This window comes from Oceanimonas doudoroffii (genome assembly GCF_002242685.1).
GTDB classification, from domain to species: Bacteria; Pseudomonadota; Gammaproteobacteria; order Enterobacterales; family Aeromonadaceae; genus Oceanimonas; species Oceanimonas doudoroffii.
In genome coordinates this window covers 1-4,381 of the sequence record NZ_NBIM01000018.1, presented here as the reverse complement: position 1 = coordinate 4,381, position 4,381 = coordinate 1, and the positions used below count along the sequence as shown (strand labels likewise).

Here is a 4,381-nt window from a genome sequence, read left to right as displayed (position 1 = left end):
CCCCATAACTCTGCTGACCTCTACCGAGAATAAAGAAAGCAAACATTATTTCCACTGCAATCTGCCTGCTGTCCTCGATGCACGACACAAAAACTATCTTGTCAGGGCCGAAACGGTCCTCCAATATTCGGATGAAAAAAAAGCAGACCCCCCGGCGCTGCCCAACAGACCCTTGGTGGTTCTTTGCTCTTTGGTAGCGGGTCAATGGCACGAGGACACTTGGGGAGCGCCGATTCTGACTGTCCTGCACCTGCAAGCAAACGCCCAGCACGACAAACCCTTCCTACGTGTCAAACAACAAATTCACGACTCCTTGTGGATTCGCTTGGTCAATTTGGACCTCACGGACGCCGTGGATCTCCCCACAGACTTATGCGTCAGACTCTGCATAACCGAGGGCGAACAACACTCGCGATTATAATGATTTTTCATTAAAAATTATCTTTGTCTTTTGTTTTTCTGTTGTCTCTTGCTTGTGGTTTCGTCTTAAACAATAAAAAAAGGACACGCACACCTGGCATAGTGGTTAAAACAGCCGGCGCTGCAATAATTATGAGACATCATCATAAGGCCGAAAGTGACAGCGGCCTTTTTTTTTTGCGCGTCTGAAGTATTGCTCGGCCTGTCAGTAATTAACACGATTTCTGCAACCTCAAACGCAACTGTACGTATGTACAATATTTATGGCTACTTTCCCACCTGCTGTAAGCTCTCCCCCAGCGTGTGCCTACGCGTGGGGGAGTGACAATCGTTCGAAACATAGACTCAGAGGACGTCTTGTTCTTCTTCTCGCTCAACCTTGTTCTTCTCACGAAAAGTGCGACCCTTTTTGCGAAAAAAGTTTTTTACTGTACTATTTATTGCTGCAAAACTTGTATGCACTACGGTATTTTGACACAATGATGGACACGTGCTGCGCCGACCGACCCAGTCTGCTGATTTACGCGAAACATTGCATTTCAAAAATAGAGTTGGCCAAGTTTGACAGGTTCACAGGAAAACGGTTTTCCGATCTCCTCCACAGATTTTTGCAGGAAGGTGAGCGAGGTGAGCGTCTTATACTTACATGTACTGGCACTCTACAGTATATTACAATTTAATCAAAAAAATTACGCGTTGTTTTCTTTGGTGGGTTTTGCGATTGTTTATTTTCAAACGTATCTAGTAACTACGTATGTATGTATGTATGTATGTTTTTATTGTTGCGCAGTAATTTTTTTATCTCTTGTGGCATGTAAATTTCAAATTCACTTGAAATAGGCTTTGAAGTGACTTGCAAGGTAGCTTCCGAAAAAGATGCTTTGGTGTGAACAGGCCTATTGTTTGCAGATAGAAGGAACGGTGCGGGGCGCACATGAAGTCGTGGCCAATTTGTACACGGCGCTGATTGAAGCGGTGGAATGCGAAGCCGATTACGTCTGCTTCAAAGAAATATCGGCCTACGATCATCGAGCCAAGTCGTCGAAACGCGGATTTGCAGTGCTGCGCCGATTGGCAGCCTTGCAGCCTGAAGTGGAAGAAGTTACAGGTGGGTAGGTACGCCTTGGGTTAATAATGTAAAACAGTTAAATTGGGAACTTTAAAAAGATGCCCTTGTTGTTTGTTGTTGTTGTCGTGGTAGCGGTGGACTGAAGAAAAAAACGCTCGGGACGTATATTTCTGCTGTTTTTTCGATTGAGAACAGAAAAAAACGAAGAGCGTGGACGAAAGATGAAGGAAGGAACCTTACTTTTGTTACTGCTTTTTTAATCATGCAAAAAACATTTGTGGTGCGATGTTTTCATTATGGTTTGGTGTTTTCATCATGGTTTTTGTGTTTCATCTTGGTTTCATTAGGGTTTGGTGTTTCATTACGTTGTCATTATGTATGTATTATGCACGCGTCATTATGGTGTTTTCATTGTGCAAAAAAAAACGCGTGCGCCTGGTTTATCTCTTCTTTGCTTTTTGTTCTCTTTCAGGCCTGCGCTTTCTTCGGAACCGGAACTTGGCCTCCTTTCATTAACAGAGGGGCGGGAGGCCCAATTAACGAGTAACAAATCTCTCCACTTTTACGCTAACAAGTGCAAAAAATCTTGTCTTTCAAAAACTCTCCCAAGATTAAAAAAAAACACGAGAGTCTTTTTGCTCAGAAATTTTGCCAGGCCCAAAGAAATTTTCGGACAGTCTTGGTGGGGGCTAACAAGCTCGCGCGCCCCACAAACTTGTGCGCAGCTAAAGCTCAGCCCGGCCCAGACGGAAAAGATGTCTCTCCGATGAACCACCACATACCAAAAGCTTATCGGAACGAAAAGCCCGAAAACACACCCGACCCACACGCCATGAACACTGCAATACAGACACACTAACTAGGGGCCCCCCAAACACCACGTGAAGAAATCACCGCTGAAAGGCACACCGCCACTTTCCTCTTGCAACAAGCTAACGTCTCGTTGGTTTTTCATCACCGGTCGGTTGGAAAAAAAGTGAAAAGAAAGGATGTTTCACGTTTACGATCTCATCTGTTTTTTGTGTTTCGTTGTTTGCGGCCACTGCGGCTGGGAGACGTTGAAATTCGAAGGTTCCACCGGACTTCGAATTGGTTGGTTCAACTGCAGAAACCTGAAGAAAATCACCAATCTGATACTCAAAAACACCAACTTGGCCTGCGACGAGGTTCGATCCGCGTTGAAGCACTGCCTTCACAGGGTACGTATGCAAATTTGTTGTTTAAGTAAGCCTATAATGCTTCAACAACATTACTGTGTTAAAACTCCCCCCAAGTCTACGGTAGCTACCGTGGCAGCGCCGCCTAGCGGGCACCCTGATAACCTTGTTTGTACTACACCCCAATTACAAGCACGTGTGGGAGTGTTTTGCTGGCCTTTGCTATAACCTGATAGAGGCTCGTTTGAACTGGGCAATCTTAGCATTCCAACTACAGGAAGTTGAAGTCCGTTGTGACGAACTGTTTTTGCAGATCGTCCTCGAGTGTCACGAACCAGAAATGAACCACTCCGTCACCCCCGGCATGGAAATACGGGAACCGGAAATCTCCACCACCGTAACCACTCCGGAGGTAACGTCTGCTCTGAATGGAACTGGTTTCGACGGCTACAGCACCAACGTTTATCCTCCATTCAACACCACTTCCTACCCGAGTCCTCCGCTTATGCAGAAGATCGCGCAAAGCAAGGTTTTCTGGGTGGTCGTCGGACTGGTTTGCTGTTTGGCTCTCATTTACATGATCTACAGAGCCGTCCGGCGGTGCATTCAGTCGCTTCGCGGAGCCGGGCACATTCTTCTGGTTCAGGACACGGAAAACAGCCATCAAAATCCGCCCGGAAATCCCCGATACGCCGCCGGAGACCAGTCGGTAGATCTCAGCCTCGCCGCTGCCGGTCCCAGGCTGAACGTGGCCAGTTTGGTGCGACCCCCCATCAAACAGGAGCAGTACGCATTGGCCCCGATCGTCCGACATGAGCCCACGCCTGTTTCCGGATTCGTATCTCAGCAGCTCCACACCGTCAAACAGGAACCTCCGTCCGACGGAATCTTCGGCAGCTACAGTAGGGGAGCGAGCAGCAGCGAGGACGAGCTGTTCCCCACTTGCAGTTTGAGAACGAAGAAGCAGAAAAAGATTTAAAATTGAGAAAAAACTTCAGAGGTAACTGGCGCGCTATTGTCAGGCAGGGCAGAGTTAGACGTCGGAAGGATTTTTGAAGTTCCCAATTTTGCTTCTTCAGCACACATTGTTAACTTTAAAGATCCTTCCAACTGTCGAAACTCTGTCCCGTAGTCAATTGCTTGCCGGTTATCGAAGTTCTACAGTATTACAAAACTGAAACAAACAACAACAGACATGAGTAATTTCCTCCAAAACTGAACTCACGACTTTGACAAAAACTTTTTTTCTTCTTCTTCGTAGGACGCGTGTGTGCTGTAGCTACCGTTATTTCCTCATAAATGTACTAAACACATAGGTTGAAGTGGGCGGCTGAAAGATAAGGGCGTACCAACAACAGCAGACATGAGTAATTTCCCTTGAAAAACTGAACACACAAATTTAACAAAAACTTTTTTCTTCTTCGAGCGAGTGTGTGCACCGTTAGTATTTCCTCATTGCGGCTGAAAGAAGAAAGGGGCGGAGGGAGCCTGACCGCCGTATAGGCTACGTAGGCAGCTTGAGGAAAAAACGTACAGTAGAGTAATGGCGCGAGTTTTTTTATGTTTCGAAAAGTAAGTAATGCTTTATGCAGAAAGTGGCGCGAGAGTTTATTTTGCTGTACACGAATATATTTGGCGCGAGTTTATTTTGATGTTTCGTATAGTAATGGCGCGAGAGTTTATTTTGTTGTACATAGAACACTTTGCGTATATTTGACACGAGTTTATATTTTGA

At 45.9% G+C, this 4,381-nt stretch carries 3 protein-coding genes; all 3 read left to right on the top strand.

Going from position 1 to position 4,381, the window contains the following annotated elements; translation table 11 throughout:
* Positions 1 to 421, top strand: a 421-nt coding sequence (locus tag B6S08_RS18535; RefSeq protein ID WP_211284271.1) for a hypothetical protein, incomplete at its 5' end; no start/stop codon positions are given.
* A gap of 902 nt (positions 422 to 1,323) precedes the next feature.
* Positions 1,324 to 1,536 carry a hypothetical protein gene (locus tag B6S08_RS18340; protein WP_141202218.1) on the top strand — a complete coding sequence of 71 codons (213 nt, stop codon included), beginning with the start codon at positions 1,324 to 1,326 and terminating at the stop codon, positions 1,534 to 1,536.
* 1,354 nt (positions 1,537 to 2,890) lie between these two features.
* On the top strand, positions 2,891 to 3,625 hold the full coding sequence (locus B6S08_RS18120; RefSeq protein ID WP_094202209.1) for a hypothetical protein: 735 nt from the start codon (positions 2,891 to 2,893) through the stop codon (positions 3,623 to 3,625).
* The last annotated feature ends 756 nt before the right edge of the window (positions 3,626 to 4,381 follow it).